Origin of the sequence: Nonomuraea sp. NPDC049421, from assembly GCF_040677005.1 — a bacterium.
GTDB classification, from domain to species: domain Bacteria; phylum Actinomycetota; class Actinomycetes; order Streptosporangiales; family Streptosporangiaceae; genus Nonomuraea; species Nonomuraea salmonea.
The window spans coordinates 112,871-128,635 of sequence record NZ_JBFAQA010000020.1 but is presented as its reverse complement, the minus strand read 5'-3'; the positions used below and the strand labels follow the sequence as shown (position 1 = coordinate 128,635).

General features: G+C 71.5%; 15 protein-coding genes. 11 read left to right on the top strand and 4 right to left on the bottom strand.

The features are described from left to right. Window positions 1–599 (bottom strand): hypothetical protein (locus AB0K18_RS30575; RefSeq protein ID WP_364921014.1); only part of this gene is annotated, 599 nt, incomplete at its 3' end. Between the two features lie 488 nt (window positions 600–1,087). Next, window positions 1,088–1,615 carry a hypothetical protein gene (locus AB0K18_RS30570; protein WP_364921202.1) on the bottom strand — a complete coding sequence of 176 codons (528 nt, stop codon included), beginning with the start codon at window positions 1,613–1,615 and terminating at the stop codon, window positions 1,088–1,090. Between AB0K18_RS30570 and AB0K18_RS30565 the strand changes: the two genes are divergently transcribed. Both AB0K18_RS30565 and AB0K18_RS30560 read left to right on the top strand, forming a co-directional pair. Further along, on the top strand, window positions 1,511–1,930 hold the full coding sequence (locus AB0K18_RS30565; protein ID WP_364921011.1) for a serine hydrolase: 420 nt from the start codon (window positions 1,511–1,513) through the stop codon (window positions 1,928–1,930). The genes AB0K18_RS30570 and AB0K18_RS30565 overlap by 105 nt on opposite strands. Further along, a complete protein-coding gene (locus tag AB0K18_RS30560) occupies window positions 1,834–2,763 on the top strand; it encodes a serine hydrolase domain-containing protein (RefSeq protein WP_364921182.1) in 930 nt (309 codons plus the stop codon). Before AB0K18_RS30565 ends, AB0K18_RS30560 begins: the two co-directional genes overlap by 97 nt. Here AB0K18_RS30560 and AB0K18_RS30555 read toward each other — a convergent pair. Next, the gene (locus tag AB0K18_RS30555) at window positions 2,748–3,482 is read right to left on the bottom strand and encodes an MBL fold metallo-hydrolase (protein ID WP_364921009.1); all 735 of its coding nucleotides are present in this window, start codon (window positions 3,480–3,482) and stop codon (window positions 2,748–2,750) included. The genes AB0K18_RS30560 and AB0K18_RS30555 overlap by 16 nt on opposite strands. Before the next feature lie 47 nt (window positions 3,483–3,529). Between AB0K18_RS30555 and AB0K18_RS30550 the strand changes: the two genes are divergently transcribed. The 3 genes from AB0K18_RS30550 to AB0K18_RS30540 are packed head-to-tail and all read left to right on the top strand — an operon-like array spanning window position 3,530 to window position 6,352. Continuing rightward, on the top strand, window positions 3,530–4,039 hold the full coding sequence (locus AB0K18_RS30550) for a helix-turn-helix domain-containing protein (protein ID WP_364921006.1): 510 nt from the start codon (window positions 3,530–3,532) through the stop codon (window positions 4,037–4,039). Continuing rightward, window positions 4,036–5,157, top strand: coding sequence for an MFS transporter (locus tag AB0K18_RS30545; RefSeq protein WP_364921003.1), 1,122 nt, complete (start codon window positions 4,036–4,038; stop codon window positions 5,155–5,157). Before AB0K18_RS30550 ends, AB0K18_RS30545 begins: the two co-directional genes overlap by 4 nt. Further along, window positions 5,138–6,352 (top strand): aminopeptidase, encoded by a 1,215-nt coding sequence (locus tag AB0K18_RS30540; RefSeq protein ID WP_364921000.1) that lies wholly within the window; start codon window positions 5,138–5,140, stop codon window positions 6,350–6,352. Before AB0K18_RS30545 ends, AB0K18_RS30540 begins: the two co-directional genes overlap by 20 nt. Before the next feature lie 41 nt (window positions 6,353–6,393). Here the strand turns inward: AB0K18_RS30540 and AB0K18_RS30535 are convergent, their stop codons facing one another. Next, window positions 6,394–6,789 carry a hypothetical protein gene (locus AB0K18_RS30535; RefSeq protein ID WP_364920998.1) on the bottom strand — a complete coding sequence of 132 codons (396 nt, stop codon included), beginning with the start codon at window positions 6,787–6,789 and terminating at the stop codon, window positions 6,394–6,396. 134 nt (window positions 6,790–6,923) lie between these two features. On the opposite strand from AB0K18_RS30535, the gene AB0K18_RS30530 reads away from it, so the two are divergent. From AB0K18_RS30530 to AB0K18_RS30505, 6 genes are all read left to right on the top strand, one after another. Beyond that, the gene (locus tag AB0K18_RS30530; RefSeq protein ID WP_364920995.1) at window positions 6,924–10,937 is read left to right on the top strand and encodes a helix-turn-helix domain-containing protein; all 4,014 of its coding nucleotides are present in this window, start codon (window positions 6,924–6,926) and stop codon (window positions 10,935–10,937) included. Window positions 10,938–11,060: 123 nt separating this feature from the next. Beyond that, the gene (locus AB0K18_RS30525) at window positions 11,061–11,360 is read left to right on the top strand and encodes a hypothetical protein (protein WP_364920992.1); all 300 of its coding nucleotides are present in this window, start codon (window positions 11,061–11,063) and stop codon (window positions 11,358–11,360) included. A gap of 69 nt (window positions 11,361–11,429) precedes the next feature. Beyond that, a complete protein-coding gene (locus AB0K18_RS30520) occupies window positions 11,430–11,798 on the top strand; it encodes a metalloregulator ArsR/SmtB family transcription factor (RefSeq protein WP_364920990.1) in 369 nt (122 codons plus the stop codon). After that, window positions 11,795–12,478 (top strand): cation transporter, encoded by a 684-nt coding sequence (locus AB0K18_RS30515; RefSeq protein ID WP_364920987.1) that lies wholly within the window; start codon window positions 11,795–11,797, stop codon window positions 12,476–12,478. Before AB0K18_RS30520 ends, AB0K18_RS30515 begins: the two co-directional genes overlap by 4 nt. Before the next feature lie 368 nt (window positions 12,479–12,846). After that, window positions 12,847–13,401: a hypothetical protein gene (locus AB0K18_RS30510; RefSeq protein WP_364920984.1), complete on the top strand. Its 555-nt coding sequence runs from the start codon at window positions 12,847–12,849 to the stop codon at window positions 13,399–13,401. Between the two features lie 112 nt (window positions 13,402–13,513). Further along, window positions 13,514–15,763, top strand: coding sequence for an ATP-binding protein (locus AB0K18_RS30505; RefSeq protein ID WP_364920981.1), 2,250 nt, complete (start codon window positions 13,514–13,516; stop codon window positions 15,761–15,763). Window positions 15,764–15,765 lie beyond the last annotated feature (2 nt).

The window sequence follows — 15,765 nt, the reverse complement described above, 5'->3', positions numbered from 1 at the left end:
CGTGCCGAATTCACGTAGATCCGCCGATCCGTCCCCGCGGCGAAGACGTACAGCCGATCACCGAACGCCGCCGCCGCCAGCGAATGGTCCGTGAGGCCCCCACCCTGGACCTCCGTCCAACCGTCGAACGGCTGATTCTGCCGGGCCGAATTCACGTAGATCCGCCGATCCGTCCCCGCGGCGAAGACGTACAGCCGATCACCGAACGCCGCCGCCGCCAGCGAATGGTCCGTGAGGCCGCCACCCTGGACCTCCGTCCAACCGTCGAACGGGTGGTCCTGCCGGGCCGAATTCACGTAGATCCGCCGGTCGGTACCCCTGCCGAAGACGTAGAGACGGTCGCCGAACGACGCGGCCGCCAGCGGGTGATCCGTGAGGCCGCCGCCTTGAACCTCGTTCCAACCGTCGAACGGGTGATTCTGCCGGGCCGAGTTCACGTAGATCCGCCGGTCCGTGCCCGCGGCGAAGACGTACAGCCGGTCACCGAACCCTGCCGCCGCCAGCGGGTGATCCGTGAGGCCGCCGCCTTGGACCTCGTTCCAACCGTCGAACGGGTGATTCTGTCGAGCCGAATTCACGTAGATGCGGTTGTGGTTCATTTGTTTCCCCCGGTTTGTTGTGCGACGGATGATTGGGAGTGGACTCAGCCGTCAGGCAGGACCAGACCACGAAAGTCGGGCATGCGTCATGAGCGGCCGGAACCGAGGTTTCGGTGTCCGATCCGCGGCAAGGGAAAAGATATTCCGATGCGCTGCGTACTGACGATGAGCATGAGATCGGTCAGTACTGCTCAGCCGCCGACGACGACCATGCATGGCCTTCGCAAGCAGACGACGAAACCGGAACGCTCGAGTGGTTCAAGCGTTCAATCCATGGAATCGACTTTTCTTTATCCGGCCTCCAGGCAAAGCCACCGTCCTGGTCTTTGTTCCCCGTCTGGGCAGGCCGCATCGCATGGACGTGACAATCCACATAAGCTCGCACATCTTCATGCTGGCGCTTCACCCCCACAGCCGCCCACTTACGCTCCCGATCGCACGCTTTGAAGCAAGCCATACCTGCGGATGACCGCAGGCCGGTGCGCCGTCTAGCCGGCCCAAGAGCTTGGGCCTTGCTTCAGTACGGCGAGGGCCGCCAGGCTGTCGACCGGCCAGACGTCGATGCGGTACAGGAAATGATCTCCCAGCTCGTCTGCTTCCACCGGTGGGACATACGGGATGTACGACACTCGCACGCGGTAGCGGCCGGCTTCGAGGTGGATGTGCCGTTCTTGGCCGGGGTCGTCGGCTGGGCCGTAGATCGCCAGGTCGCCGTTGGGCAGTTCGATGTCGGCCTCGGCGACGTGCTCGGCTTCCTCCAGGTTCGCTGTGGGTGTGGTGGAGTGCACGTGGACGGTCGTTTCCACCACATCGCTTCGGGCTGTTCCCACTGCGATCGAGTGGGGGTGCACGCTGATGCGGTCCGAGTTCACGGCCTCTTCGGTCCATCCGGCGGGAGCGCCCGAGTCGGCATGCGACCTCATCCAGGCCGCGTGAGCGTCGAGATCCTGCAGGTAGAACTGGCCGTGATCGGCGAGGACCGCGAAGCGGTGGTGATCAGTCGATGTGTCCCGCATCCGCCTACGCTAACGGGGCCGCCATCACGGCCCATTAGCCTGTTCGGGGTGGGATGGGACCTGGGTGAGCTTGTTGCGAGGTATGACGTACCGGGCGCGCAGGTCGCCGTCCTGGCCGATGGGGAGATTCGGGACGAGGCTGCGGGGGTCCTGAGTCTGCGTACCCAGGTCGAGGCCACGACCGAGTCGGTGTTCAAGATCGGCTCGATCACCAAGATCTGGACGGCATCGAGAGGTTCGTCGCCATCCTTGCCGAGGCGGAGCACCTCCTCCCGCCCGGCACCGTCTTCTCCTACTCCAACAGCGGGTACGTGATCCTCGGCCGGCTGGTGGAGGTGCTACGCGGCAAGCCCTTTCACGACGTGCTCCGCGAACGTCTGGTGACGCCACTGGGTTTGCGGACTGCCGCCATCGACCCCTTCGAGGCGATCCTGCACCGGGCGGCGGTCGGCCACGTCCGCAACGGCGGCGGCGAGGTCGTCCCGGTCAAGGAGTGGGCGGTTTCCTACTACGCGGCGCCCAGCGGGTCGCACTTCGCGATCAGCGCTCGGGAGCTGCTGGAGTTCGTCCGCCTGCATCTCGCCGATCCCGCGCTGGCGGCGCCGCGCGAGCCGCAGCTGGACGATGTCCCGGACTTCGGTGGCGGCGTCATCGGCTGGGGGCTCGGATGGATGCGCTATCAGGACGGCGTCGTCGGGCACACCGGTGTCACCAAGGGGCAGGAGGCGTGGCTGCGCGTCGTCCCGTCGGCGGGGGTGGCGGTGGCGGTGCTGACCAACAGCGCGGGTGGGGAGCCTCTGGCGTACGAGATCTTCGGGGCGGTGCTCAGGGAACTGGCGGGCGTCGAGACGGCGCCGCGTCCTGTGCCGCCCTTGAGCCCGGCCGCGATCGACGTGGACCGCATGTGCGGCACCTACCGCTCCACGCTGCACGACCTCACCTTGACCAGCGAGAACGACCGCGCGTTCCTCGTCTACCGCGCCGGCGGGTCGGAAAGGCGGGTCGAGGTCGTACGACTCAACGACAGCTCGATCATCACCCTCGACTCCGATCCTTCCGGCCATCAGGTCCTGTCGCTGGTCGGTTCCGACGAGCACGGCCGCGCCCGTTTCCTGCACAACGGCGCCGCCGCCTACCGGATCGCATGAACGTCGATGACGAGACCGGACGTGGCGACGCCGATCTCACCGTCGTACGCGGTCGCGGCGGCGGCTCGCGCGGCGGCGGGGTCGGTGCCCGGCTGCAGGTGCGTCAGTAACAGGTGCCGGACATCGGCTTCCCGCGCTTGCCGGCCTGCCTGGCGGGCGCTCGTCAGGAGGGAACCCATCGGGACCCGGTCCGCGTAGGTGGCCTCGGCCAGGAGGAGGTCGGCGTCACGGGCCAGGTCCACGCGGCCGGGGCTCGGGCCGCAGTCGCCGGTGTAGACGAGGACCCGTCCGCCTGCTGTCAGCCTTATGCCGACATTGGGCACCGAGTGCGGAAGCAGCCGGGTTCGTACGCGGAAGGGGCCGATGTCGGGGACCAGATCACGCAGGACGTAGGAGCCGGTCAGCACTCCTGGGCGGTCCAGCGCGAGCACCGCGTCCAGGGCGCCCGGCGGCGCGTACACCGGCAGCGGTGCCGCCGGATTCTCGACCATCGTGCGGGCTCGCAGCAGCGGGTTCAGGTCGGCGCAGTGGTCGGGATGGCCGTGGCTGACGAACACGGCATCGATCTGGTCGGCGCCGACCCGTTCCAGCAGCCGGGGCACGATCGCGTATCCGGGGTCGATGAGCAGCCTGAACCCGTCGTGCTCCACGAGGTACCCACTGCACGCCTGACCCGCCGCCGGCCAAACGCCGCATCCGCCGAGGATCGTCAGCAGCATCCGCGCAACCCCTTTCCCAAGAGCTGTTGGAAAAGTATTATCCCAACGTGTCTTCGGAAAATGACCTCGTCCCCCTGCGCGCCCTGGCCAACCCACTGCGCATCCGCATCGTGTCGCTGCTCACCGGCGCGTCGATGTCGGCCACCGAGGTCGCCGACCAGCTCGGCATCGCGCACGCCTCGGCCAGCTACCACCTGCGCCAGCTGGCCAAGGCGGGTTTCCTCCAGCAGACGGACGAGCAGCCGCGGTCCGGCAAGGGCCGCCCGCAGCTGCGCTACCGCTACGACCCGTCCAGCGGCGAGCGGCTCGACCGGTCCGAGGGACGGCAGCTCCTCTTCCAGGCGATGAGCACCGACCTGGCCAGGCGTCTGACGGAGACCGAGCGCCAGCGCACGTCCATGGACGCCGAGGTGTGGCTGCCCAGGCCCGTCTGGGAGGAGGTGGTCGCCCTGATCGACCAGGCGGTGGCGCTCGTGCACGACAAGGCAGGGCCGCCGCACGACGGCGTCAAGGTCAGCATGACCGCGATCCTGCTCGAACTCCGCGACGAGCGGTGATCGGGCGCCTGCTCGTCTGTACGGCCGGCGCGTTCCTGTCGATCGGGCTACTCATCCCGGCGGTTCCGCGCTACCTGACCGGCCCGCTGGGCCAGCAGGCCGGCATGGTGGGCGTCTCGCTGGCCGTCACCGCGGCGGCAGGGGTGCTCGCCCGCCCGCTCGCCGGACAGGTGGCCGACAGACTCGGACGGCGCGCGGCCCTGTGCGCGGGGGCGCTGCTGCTGTCCGGTACGTCCCTCGCGCTGCTCGCCGCCGGGGAGTTACCGCTGTTCCTCGTCCTGCGCGGCGTCGCCGGGGTCGGTGAGGCGCTGGCGTACGTCGGTCTCGCCACGCTGGCCGGCGATCACCGGCGGTCCGGGGCGGCGATCAACCACTTCTCCGTCGTCGTCAACGCCGGCCTGCTCACGGGGCCGGTCATCGCCGAGACGCTGTACGCCACGTGGGGGTTCGCCGCCGTCTGGGTCACGGCCGCCGCCGCGGCGCTCGGCTCGGCGGCGGTCCGGCTCACCTTGCCGAAGACCGTGGGGAGCGCGGGCTCGGGTTCGGCAACCGGGCGGGCCCGCCTGTACCACCCGTCCGCGCTGCGGCCCGGCTTCGCCTACCTGGCCTCCGTGTGGGGCTACACCGCCATCAGCGCCTTCCTCCCCCTGCACCTCGGCGACGACTCCGGCAACCTCCACTTCCTGGTCTACGGCGGCGTCCTCATCACCATCCGCCTGGCGGGACACCGCCCGCTGGCCACGACCTCCCCGGCGCGCCTGGCCGTCGTCTCCCTCCTGCTGACCGGAGCGGGAACGCTCCTGCTCGCCGCCTGGCCCTCCCCGGCGGGAACGTGGTGCGCGATCGCGCTGATCGGCGCCGGGCAGGGCCTCGGCCTGCCCGCCTTCCTCCGGATGGCCGTGCACGACGTGCCCGCGGAGGAGCGCGGCTCAGCGGTGGCCACCACGACGGCCTTCTTCGACGTCGGTTTCCTCAGCGCCGCCTTGTCCCTCGGCGTCCTGGCCGACCGGTTCGGCCTGTCCGCCGGCTTCGCCGTGGCGGGCGTCGTGTCCGCCGCCGGAGCCCTGCTGTTCATGCCCGTACGCAAAGGAGCCCCCCTTGACCATTCCCGACGCTGACCTGGCCGGCTACGCGGACGTGGTGTTCGACGTGGCCGTCCCCCTTCTGGCGGACGACCGGGTGCTGATCAACGCGGAGATCGAGCACGCCCCGCTGGCCCGGGCGCTCGCCGAGGCCGCCTACGCCAGAGGCGCCCGCTATGCCGACATCTGGTACTTCGACCCGTACGCCAAACGCTCCCGCGTCCAGCACGCCGAAACGGCGACCCTGGCCGAGGTGCCCGCGTGGCTCGACGCCCGCAACGACGAGGCCGGACGGCACGGCGGCATCATCGTCAACATCCGCGGCGCCGCCGCCCCCGACCTCCTGGCCGGGCTCGACCCGGTACGCGTCGGCCTGGATCGCATGCCGTCGCTCACCTCACGGCAGCGGCTCCAGCTCGGCAACCTGGTCCGCTGGACGATCATCCCGTACGCCACTCCCGAGTGGGCCCGTACCGTCTTCGGCGAACCCGACCAGGCCCGGCTGTGGCGGCACCTGCGCCGCATCCTCCGCCTCGACGAGCCCGACCCGCGCGCGGCCTGGCGGCAGCGCATCGCCGCGCTGCTCGACCGCGCCCGGCGGCTCACCGAGCTGCGCCTGGACGCCGTGCGGTTCGAGGGCCCCGGCACCGACCTGACCATCGGCCTGCTCCCGGACGCCCACTGGACCGCCGCCCGCTTGGAGGACGTCGAGGGCCGCCCGTTCCAGGCCAACCTGCCGACCGAGGAGGTGTTCACCACCCCCGACTACCGGCGCGTGGACGGGACGGTCCGCGCCACCCGGCCGCTCTCCCTCGACGGGACCGTCGTCCGCGACCTGGAGCTGACGTTCTCCGGCGGCGTCGTGACCGAGGTCAGGGCGAGCGCCGGGGCCGACGTCGTCCGTACGCACCAGGCCACCGACGCGGGGGCGGCCCGGCTGGGCGAGCTCGCCCTGGTCGATCGTTCGTCGCGGGTGGGCGAGAGCGGCGTCACGTACATGGAGACCCTCCTGGACGAGAACGCCACCTGCCACCTGGCCTGGGGCGCGGGGTTGCCGCCCGGTGTGCCCGCCGAGTTGCGTACGGACGATCCCGTACGGCTGGACGCGGCGGGCGTGAACACCTCGCGCGTCCACGTCGACTTCATGGTCGGCGGCCCGGACGTCACGGTCACCGGCCTCGGGCCGGGCGGGAAGGTGGTGCTGTTGCGCGACGACGTCTGGCAGTTCTGACGCCCTGGGCGCCGGATCTCCGGCGCCCAGGGCGGGTCACGTCAGACGATCACGGTGTTGCAGCTCGGGACATAGCCGACCACTCCGGTGCGGAGGTTGCGGCCGTACTCCCAGACGGTGGTGGTCACGCCGTTGTCGCAGGTGTACGACGTGCCGTCCACCGCACGGTGGATCTCCCAGCCCTGACCGGGATAGCCGAGGCCCACCCGGGTTGACTGGCCGTCCGCCCGGGCGAAGATCCTGACCCCGGGCACCCGGAAGTCGATGCCCGACCGCGCCTGCGCCGCGACCGCCGTCCCGGGGGCCGCCGCCGCGGCCGGCACGGCGAGGGCACCGAAGCCGAGGGCCAGTCCGAGGGCGAGGCCGCTGATGGTCTTGATCTGAGTACGCATGTCGTTGCCTTTCTGTTCCGGCGCCGCCGGGGTGGCGGCGTCCACGGCACCGATCGTGCGGCGCGCCACGGCCGGAGCAGGAGAGGTTTCCCGTCGCCTCGCACGCAGGGTGGCCAGGGAAACCCGGACGTATCATCACAAAGAGCAACTGTCATGCCACTTTGAGTAAAGTTCTGGGTGTGGAAACTCCTGGTGCCGTGTTGCGGCGATTGCGGGTGGCGCGCGGGCTGTCGCTGAACGAGCTCGCGCGGCTGACCCACTACACCAAGGGCTACCTCAGCAAGGTCGAGACCGGCGAGAAGGCGCTCTCGGTCGGAGTCGCCCGCGCCTGCGACGCGGCGCTGCAGACCGGCGCCAAGCTGACCGATCTGGCCGAAGCGCTCGCCCCGCCCGGCGGCGGCTGCCCCTACCGAGGGCTGCGACCGTACGAACCGGAGGACGCCCGCTGGTTCTTCGGCCGCGACCGAGCCGTCAGCGCCCTGCTCACACGCCTGGCCGGACCACCCCGTGGCCCGCTGATCGTCGTCGCCCCCTCAGGAGCGGGCAAGACCTCCCTGCTCCGAGCCGGACTCCTGCCCGCCCTGCGCCGGGGGACACTGCCCACACCCGGCTCCCGCACATGGCCGGTCATCGTGCTCACGCCCGGCGAGCATCCCGTCGCCGCGCTGCTGACCCGGATCGGCACGCTCATCGGCCACACCCCCGGCGAAGACCCCGGCCAAGACCCCGGCATAGACCCCGCCGGCGGCCCCGGCGCAGATCTTGCTGACGGCCCCGCTGCAGGCCCCGCTGTAAGCCCCGCTGAAGGCCCCGCTGAAGATCTTGCTGGCGATCCCGCCGTCCTTACCCGGTGGATCGCGGACGCGTTCAACGACCCGACCTGCACCGCCGCCGCCCGCCGCCTGGTCCTCATCGTCGATCAACTCGAGGAGATCTTCACCCTCTGCAGCGACGAGACCGAACGCCGTACCTTCCTTTCAGCGATCGACGCACTGGCCGCTGCCGGCGCGCTGGTGATCCTCGGTCTGCGCGCCGACTTCTACGGCCACTGCCTCAGCCACCCCACCCTCCTGACCGCCCTGCGCGAAGCCCAGCTCCCCCTCGGCCCCATGAACGTCGCCGAACTCCGCACCGCCATCACCGGCCCCGCCCACAAAGCCGGACTCACCGTCGAACCCGCACTCGTGGAGCTGCTGCTCAGAGACATGGGTCTACCACCCACGATCGACGAGCACGACAGCGTCCACGAGCCGGGCACGCTCCCCCTGCTCTCCCACGCCCTGCTCACCACCTGGCAACACCGCACAGGCGACACCCTCACCGTGACCGGCTACCGCAAGACCGGCGGCATCGCAGGCGCCGTCGCCGCCACCGCCGAACAGGTCTACACCGCCCTCGACCCCACCGCCCAGGACATCGCCCGCCGCCTGCTCCTGCACATGGTCTGCGTCGAGGATTCCGGCGCCGAAACCCGCCGCCCCATCGACATCAGCACACTGCCACCCGCCCACTTCCCACCCGGCCCCACCTCACAGGTGATCGACGCCTTCACCACCGCCCGCCTCCTCACCCTCACCGACGACTCCGCCCGACTCGCCCACGAAGCCCTCCTGCGAGCCTGGCCCAGACTCCGCGAATGGATCCACGCCGACCGCGCGGGACTGCGTACCCACCGACGCCTGGCCGAGACGGCCTCGGCGTGGGACCGCGAGGCCCGTGACCCGTCACTGCTCTACCGGGGCACACGCCTGCAGACCGTCCTCGACTGGGCCGCCGCGAACCCCGCCGCCCTCACGACCACCGAGCAGGAGTTCCTGGAGGCGTGCCAGGCGGCGCAGGCGGCGGAACAGGCCACGGCCCGCCGCCACGCCCGCCTCCGGCGGCAGGCGGTCGCCGGGCTCGCGGTGCTCCTTGTGGCAGCGCTGGTCTCGACGGTCTTCGCGGTGAACGCCGCCCGTACCGCCGAGCAGCGGCTCGTTCTGGCGCAGAAGGAGAAGAACCTCAACCTGTCGCACAGCCTCGCCGTGCAGAGCGAGAGTCTGCTGGACCGCGACTCCACCGTCGCCCAGCTGCTGGCGGTGGCCGCCCACCGCGTCGCGCCGACCGCCGCCGCCCGGCGGGCGATGCTGAACGCGCTGGCCCACCCGGCACGCGGGGAGCTCATCGGCCACACCGAATCGGTGGTGAGGTCGGTTTTCAGCCCCGACGGCCGCCTGCTGGCCTCCGCCGGCTTCGACGGCACCCTGCGCCTGTGGGACGTCGCCACCCACCGCCAGACCGGCCAGCTCACCAGCCACCAACATGGGCTCCACACCACGGACTTCAGCCCCGACGGACGCCTCCTCGTCACCGCCGGCGCCGCCGGCACCGTACGCCTCTGGGACGTGACCACCCGCCGTCAGGTCGCCGAACTCGTCGGCCACCGAGGCCCCGTCCACGCCACCGACTTCAGCCCGGACGGACGTCTGCTGGCCACCGCCGGCTTCGACGGCACCCTGCGCCTGTGGGACGTGGCCGACCACCGCCAGGCCGGCGAACTCACCGGCCACCGGGACGCCGTCTACGCGGCGGACTTCAGCCCCGACGGACGCCTCCTGGTCACCGGCGGAGCCGACAAGACCGTACGGCTGTGGAACGTCGCCACCCGCCGGCAGGTCGGCGGGCCGCTCGCCCGTCACGATCACGCGGTGCCCGAGGTGGACTTCAGCCCGGACGGCCGGCTGATCGCGGTCGCGGCGGACGACGACACGGTACGCCTGTGGGACCCGGCCACCCGCCGCCCGGCGGGCGCGCCCCTGACCGGCCGCCCTGATCACCGGATCGACACGGTCGCCTTCAGCCCTGACGGCCGGACCCTGGTCGGCGGAGGACGCGGGGGTGGCGGGGCCCTGCTGGCGTGGGACGTGGCCACCCGCCATGAGATCGGCACGCCCCTCCTGGGCCATGCCGACTGGGTCGCCGATGTGGAGTTCAGCCCGGACGGGCGGCTCCTGGCCAGCAGCTCCTCCCACGGCGACAACACCGTACGGCTGTGGGACATGGCCACGCATCGGCCGCTCGACCCGCCGGTCGACCCCGAGGCCGGGCCGGTCGACCCCGAGGCCGGGCCGGTCGACCCCGAGGCGGGGCCGGTCCAGGCCGTGGCGTTCAGCCCGGACGGACGTGTCCTGGCCACAGGCGTGACCGATCAGGACGAGCAGCACGGGGCCGTGCGGCTGTGGGACGCCCGCACCCGCCGCCCGCTCGGGCCGCCGCTCACCGGACACCTCAGTCCGGTAACCGAGCTGCGGTTCAACCCGGACGGACGCACACTGGTCAGCACCGACACCGCCGCACCTGTGCGGTTGTGGGACGTCCGCACCCGCCGCCCCGCGCCCGTCCCGAAGGAGGCGTACGGGAACGAGGCGGCCTTCAGCCCGGACGGCCGCCTGCTCGCCACCGCCGACACCGGCATCGCCCAGGGCTACGAGCGCGCCCAGATACCCAATGTGCAGCTGTGGGACGTGGCGACCCGCCGCCCGCTCGGCGCACCGCTGCTCGACCGCACCCAAGGGCTGGTGGATCTGGAGTTCAGCCCGGACGGACGCATCCTCGCCGTCGCCAGCGAACGGACCTTCGACGCGGAGACCGGCATCACGCGTAACCAGGTCCAGTTCTACGACGTGGCCACCCGGCGGCCTGCGGGCGCTCCCCTGATCGGCCACACCGGCGCCCTGACCGACATCGAGTTCGCCCCAGGAGGACACGTCCTGGCCAGCGCGGGTACCGACAAGATGGTACGGCTCTGGGACGTGGCGACCCGCCGCCAGATCGGCGTCCCGCTGAGCGGTCACGACGAGGAGGTGACGGACGTGGCCTTCGCACCGGACGGCCGGCTGGCCAGCGCCGACGTCGGCGGGACGATCAGGTTGTGGGACGTGGCCACCCACCGCCCGATCGGCGCCGCGCTGACCGCCTCCGGCCTCGCCCTCCGCACGCTGGCGTTCAGCCCGGACAGCCGGACGCTGGCCGCCGCCGGCGACGACGGCGGCATCCGGCTCTGGGACGTGGCACTCCCCACCGACCCCGCCGAGACGCTCTGCGCGATGTCCGGCCGCGCGCGCCCCCAACTCACCCCGGCCGAGTGGCGGCAGTACCTCCCCCACGAACCGATCCGCCCGATATGCCCAGCGCGCTCCACGACGAGCAAGTGATCGACCATTACCGCGCTCTCCTCAAGCAGCACCAGTGGCTCAAGGACGTACGGGTTCCTGGAGTGCAGGTACGGCGACCCCCTGCCCGACGGCCTTCTCTCCGCGCTCGGCGAGGACGCCCGCGTGTGGACCACGTCGTGGCAGTTCAACGGCACATCGACGCTCGCCTGTGCGGGCGGCGGCAGGGTCCGAGCACGGATCGGGAACTACGTCTTCGGCGACCGGATCGACAACGCGCCCGATGTCTTCACAGACTTCCCCGTCATGCTCGACGCCCTCGATGACGGGGACTTCGACGGCAGGCGCTGTGCCGCGTTCGCCTTCATCGAGACGGCCACCGGGGTCGCCGTCGAAGGCGACCGGCTGGACGGCGAAGGTTGCCCTGTCATCGTGCTCGACGCCCCTGCCATCTACAGCCGTTGAGTCTCCGGTGTGGGTGCCTGTCGAAACGGCCACCTGTTCAGCATCACGATGTCGGACTATCATCGCCATATGGCGATTGATAATGAGGCCGGTTCCTGCGTCAGTGCCGACATCGCCGCCGGGGTTCCTCCGGCGGCCGCGCTGTTCCACTCGCTGGCCGATCAGAACCGGCTGCGCATCGTGCAGCGTCTGGCGCGCGGCGAGGCGCGCGTGGTGGATCTGGTGACCGAGCTGGGGCTGGCGCAGTCCACCGTCTCCAAGCATCTGGCCTGCCTGCGTGACTGCGACCTGGTCGACTACCGCGCAGAAGGCCGCCAGTCCTTCTACAGCCTGACCCGGCCCGAGCTGATGGACCTGCTCGCCTCCGCCGAGCAACTCCTGGCCGCCACCGGCCACGCGGTCACGCTCCGTCCCACGACGCCGGACGTGGTGGCATGACCTCCGTCGACCTGCTGGCCCCCGCCCGGCGTACGGTCCTGCGGCGCCGGATCCGGCTGCTGGTCGCGGCCACCATCACGTACAACGTGATCGAAGCGGCGGTCGCCGTCACCGCCGGCACCATCGCCTCCTCCGCCGCCCTGATCGGCTTCGGCCTGGACTCGCTGGTCGAAGTGGCCTCCGCCGCCGCGGTGGCCTGGCAGTTCGCCGCCGCCGACCACGAGAGCCGGGAACGTACGGCGATGCGCGTCATCGCCCTGTCGTTCTTCGCGCTCGCCGCGTACGTCACCTTCGACGCCGTACGCGCCCTCCTCGGCGACGGCCAGGCCGAACACTCGACGCCCGGCCTCATCCTGGCCGCCCTCTCGCTGGTCGTCATGCCGTTCCTGTCGGCCGCGCAACGCCGCGCCGGCCGCGAACTCGGCTCCGCCAGCGCCGTCGCCGACTCCAAGCAGACCCTGCTGTGCACGTACCTGTCGGGAGTCCTGCTGGTGGGGCTGGCGCTCAACAGCCTGTTCGGCTGGTCCTGGGCCGACCCGGTCGCCGCCCTCGTCATCGCCGCCGTCGCCGTCAAGGAAGGCCGCGAGGCCTGGCGCGGCGACGCCTGCTGCGCCCCGGCCACCGACCAGGCCGACGGATGCGGACCCACCTGCACCTGCCACACATCCTCCGAAGCCTGACACGCACATGCCACGACCGAGCTCCGAGGTCCGCCTCCTCGCCGCCGCCGCCGACGTGCTGCTGTCGCGGCCTTGAAGCCGGTGGCCAGGAACTTCTGGGAGATCGCGGTGGGTGTCACGGCACTCGAACGGCGCGCCACGGACCCGACTGCGGACGCGCTCATCCTGATCGGCTCCTGACCTCTGGACGTCACCACCGCGCCGGCGACGGGAGGCGACCGGCAGAGCCTTGCCGAGATGCCATTCACGCCGTCCGCAGGATTCCGTACGGTGAAACCATGTTCTTCCACCCCCCGCCGGCCCAGGAAGAATCACCTCGCGCACCCGACCCTGGATGGCCGCCCTGGTCCGCTCCGCCGTCAGACGAGATGGGCGGTGTGATGGCCGGCGGACAGGTGCTGGCCCGCACCCCGAACGTCGCCATCATGGTGCCGACGATCCAGGCATTCAGCACCGGTTGCCTGATCAACGTGGACGTCGTCACCCGACGGCGCACTCTGTCCCCCGACGACTTCCGGGCCCTTCAGCTGGGTGCGCTCCCTCACATGATCACCGGGGTGAGGGCCGGTCAGCCGCTGCCGGATCAGCTGCTGCGCTTCGGTGTGCGCTTCGCCGACGGCGCCAAGGCCACCACCGTCGGGCAACGTCTGGACAGAGCACGGCTCCCGCAGGATCCGCCACCGGGCCCGCATCTGTCCCTGCTGCTTCCCGGCATGTCCATACGCAGCGGTGACGACGACACAGGTGTCATGACCTGGGGGCTGTGGCTGTGGCCCTCGCCTCCCCGCGAGAGGTTCGAATTCGCCGTGGAGTGGCCTGTCGGCGGCATCGGACTGAGCATCGTCGAACTCGATGGCGGTGCCATCGCAGCCGCCGCCCAGCAGGCAGTCTCATACTGGCCGGAATCCCAACAGAGCAGGTAGAAGCCCTGCACGCTGCACTGTCGCGCGGCTGATGCGCCGGGGACATGTCGGCGATGCTCCCCACCCTCGGCCGAGAGGTTAGGCTGCGTGGCGGCATGACGAGGGGTGGGGCTTGGCGGAGGGACTGCTCGAAGGGTACGGGCGCAAGTACGCCTCCGCGGTGCGCCTGGCGACGCTGGTGCCCATCTGCCTCATCGCGCCGTTCAGGGCGGCGCCGGGGCAGCTGGTGAGCACTCTGGTCGTGGTCGCCGCCGCGGCGGGGTGGACGTGCTGGTTCGCGTGGTGGTTGCGGAACGGGCGGGGCAGCGCGCTGGTCGCCCTCGACGTCGCCGTCATGAACGGGCTGTTCTGCACCGTCTTCTGGACCGGCGCCGTGGACTCCCTGAACACGGGGTGGCTGCGGCTGCTGGTCGACTTCGCCGTCGTGACGTACCAGTGGCACACCCCGCTGAGGGTGGGCGCGCCGGCCGCGGTCGGCGCCGTCGCCGGGCCGGTGGCGATCCTGCTGGCGGCGGGGGCGTGGGAGGTGGACTCCAGCCTGGCCACGGGGATCCTGCTGGCGCTGCCGGGTGCCACGGTCGGCAGGGTGGCGTGGATCTTCCTGAACCGTACGGCCAGACGGGTCGAGGCCCTGGCGCAGGAGGCGCTGCGGGCGCGCGGCGAGGCGCTGCTGGCGGCCGGCGTACGCGCGGAGGAGCGCGAGCAGGTCAACTCGCTGCACGACACGGCGGCGACGACGTTGCTGATGGTGGGGCTCGGCCAGGTACGCTCCGGCGCCGGCTGGCTGGCCCCGCAGGCGCGGCGCGACCTGGCCCGGTTACGCGAGGCCGCCGGGCGGGCCCCCGAGGAGGCCGACCTGGTCGAGCTGCTGCGCGCCGCGCCGGCCCTGACGCATCTAACGGTGGACTTCGACGGTCCCGACCGGCTCCGCCTGCCGTACGAGGCCGCCAGGGCGATCACCGACGCGGCGGGCGAGGCTCTCGCCAACGTACGCCGCCACTCGGGCGCCGGCCGTGCGACCGTCCGGCTCAGCGGCGACGCGCGGGCGCTGCGGCTGGACGTCATCGACGACGGGCGGGGGTTCGACCCGGACGGGGTGCCCGGCACGCGGCGCGGCCTGCGCGAGTCCGTCCACGCCAGGATGGCGCGCGCGGGCGGCACGGCCACGATCACCTCAGCCCCTGGTAGGGGAACGCGGGTCCGGCTCGAGTGGCGGAGCGCCGACCGGAGCGGCGCCGCGCAGGACGATCCCGTCGAGGCGTCGGCGCGGGCGCGGCTGGGGCGCGGCCTGCGGATCACCACGCTGTTCGTCGCCCTGGCGGCCGTGTTCGGGATCGCGCTGCCCACCGTCATCCGCTACCTGCCCACCTACGAAACGCCGGCGGCGCAGCTCGGCGCCTTCGCGGTGATCGGAGTCGTGCTGCTGGCGGAGGCCGTGCTGATCGTGCGGCGACGGTCGTGGGGCCGGTGGCGGGTCCCGGTGATCGCGGTCGTGCTCGCGGTTTCCCTGGTGTCGTACGTCGCCCTGCCCGACGGGCGCACCTCGACCGGCGAGGACTGGATGTTCGCCGCCGCCACCTGGCCGGGACTCATCGTCGTGCTCGACCGCCCGCTGCGCTCGGCCCTGATGTTCATGGCGGCCCACGAACTGGTCGCGCTGTTCCACCTGGTGGTGCTCGAAGGGTCCACGTTCTTGACGCTGGCCCGTTTCGCGACCGGGTCCGTCACGGTGATCGGCTACCCGTTGTTCCTGGCCGTCCTGGCGACCGTGCTGCGTGACCTCGGCGCGGCGGCGGTGGCCGCGCGCAGGGAGATCGAGCAGGTACGCGTCGCGGAGGCCGTCGCCGGTGAGGCGCATCGCCGCAGGCGGCAGCGCTTCGCCGAGCTGTCGGACACCACCGTACCGCTGCTGGAAGGACTCGCCGACGGCTCGCTCGACCCGCAGGACCCGCAGGTCCAGCGGCGCGGCGCCATCGAGGCGGCCCGCATGCGCCGTCTGTTCGCCGAGGCCGACGAGGCCGCCGACCCGCTCCTGCACGAGCTGCACCACTGCATCGACGTGGCCGACCGCAAGGGCGTCGTGGTGGAGCTGGACACCCGCGGACAGTGGCCCACCCCTCCGGTGCCGGTCAGGAGAGACCTCACCGAAGCCGTCCTCGTCGGCCTCGCCACCGCCGCCACGCGCGCCCGCGTCACCGTTCTCGGCACCCCCGCTCTCGTCTCGGTCAGCGTGGTCGCCGACTGCGGCGCCGTCGACGTCCCGCCACCCGCCGCGCCCGGTGTCCAGGTCGAGACGTTGACCAGCGGGGACACCGCCTGGATGGAGGCCCGATGGCAACCGGCGGCGTCCTCGTCGCCTTGACG

Bases quoted from the DNA above. Each gene is read 5' to 3' on its own strand.
- AB0K18_RS30555 (WP_364921009.1), bottom strand. From the start codon at position 3,482: ATGCTGCTGACGATCCTCGGCGGATGCGGCGTTTGGCCGGCGGCGGGT.
- AB0K18_RS30520 (WP_364920990.1), top strand. From the start codon at position 11,430: ATGGCGATTGATAATGAGGCCGGTTCCTGCGTCAGTGCCGACATCGCC.
- AB0K18_RS30570 (WP_364921202.1), bottom strand. From the start codon at position 1,615: ATGCGGGACACATCGACTGATCACCACCGCTTCGCGGTCCTCGCCGAT.
- AB0K18_RS30565 (WP_364921011.1), top strand. From the start codon at position 1,511: ATGCGACCTCATCCAGGCCGCGTGAGCGTCGAGATCCTGCAGGTAGAA.
- AB0K18_RS30515 (WP_364920987.1), top strand. From the start codon at position 11,795: ATGACCTCCGTCGACCTGCTGGCCCCCGCCCGGCGTACGGTCCTGCGG.
- AB0K18_RS30510 (WP_364920984.1), top strand. From the start codon at position 12,847: ATGGGCGGTGTGATGGCCGGCGGACAGGTGCTGGCCCGCACCCCGAAC.